The following is a 1,004-nucleotide window of genomic DNA, read 5'->3' as shown; positions in this document are numbered from 1 at the left end:
CGGGGTTGACGTGGTCGGGTGTGAGCGGGGAGATGCCGCCCAGGTCGTCCACCCCCGCGCCGATGAGGGCCAGCACGTCCTGCCGGTCGACCAGGTTCGGCGGGGCCTGGACGGCGACCCGCGGGTCGAGCACCAGGCGCGCGACGGCGATCGCGGCGAGGAACTCGTCGGTGTCCGCGTCGGCCGAGTCGCGCATGGCGGTGTCGGGCTTGGCCCGGAAGTTCTGGACGATCACCTCCTGGAGGTGTCCGAACTCCCTGGCCAGCCCGGCCAGCGCGAGCAGACTGTCGGCCCGCTCGGTCCTGTTCTCCCCGATCCCCACCAGGATCCCCGAGGTGAACGGCACCGCGAGACGCCCCGCGTCGGTCAGGGTGCGCAGCCGCACGGCCGGGTCCTTGTCCGGGCTGCCGTGGTGACACGCACCCGGGGTGGTGAACAACCTCGTGGCCGTGGTCTCGAGCATCATCCCCATGGACGGTGCGACCGGCTTGAGGGTGGACATCTCCGACCAGCTCATCACGCCGGGATTGAGGTGCGGCAGCAGACCGGTCTCCTCCAACACCCGGATGGCCATGGCCCGGACGTAGTCCAGCGTCGAGGAGAAGCCGCGCGATTCGAGCCACTCCCTCGCCTCGGGCCACCGGTCCTCCGGTCGGTCGCCCAACGTGAAGAGCGCCTCCTTGCACCCGGCCTCCGCGCCGCGCCGGCACAGGTCCACCACCTCGTCGGGGTCGAGGAACATGCCCTCGCCGGCGGCCCGGAGTTTCCCCGGCACGGTGACGAAGGTGCAGTAGTGGCAGCGGTCGCGGCACAGGCGGGTGAGCGGGACGAACACCTTGCGGGAGTACGTCACCACCCCCGGACGCCCCTCGTCGAGGAGGCGGGCGTCGCGACGCGCGGCCGCCAGCCCGGTCAGCCGGACGAGATCGTCTCCGCGCGCGGCCAGCAACACCGCCGCCTCGGTCACGTCGAGGGTGAGCCCGTCGGAGGCCCGGCGCAGCGCG

Annotated in this window: 1 protein-coding gene; it reads right to left on the bottom strand. The window is 72.5% G+C overall.

Annotation, left to right across the window (positions count from 1 at the left end; genetic code table 11):
• Positions 1-1,004, bottom strand: a 1,004-nt coding sequence (gene cofG, locus G6020_RS04760; protein WP_182609838.1) for a 7,8-didemethyl-8-hydroxy-5-deazariboflavin synthase CofG, incomplete at both ends; no start/stop codon positions are given.

This window comes from Dietzia sp. B19, assembly GCF_014145155.1.
GTDB lineage: Bacteria > Actinomycetota > Actinomycetes > Mycobacteriales > Mycobacteriaceae > Dietzia > Dietzia natronolimnaea.
This window is presented reverse-complemented; position numbering and strand designations above follow the sequence as displayed.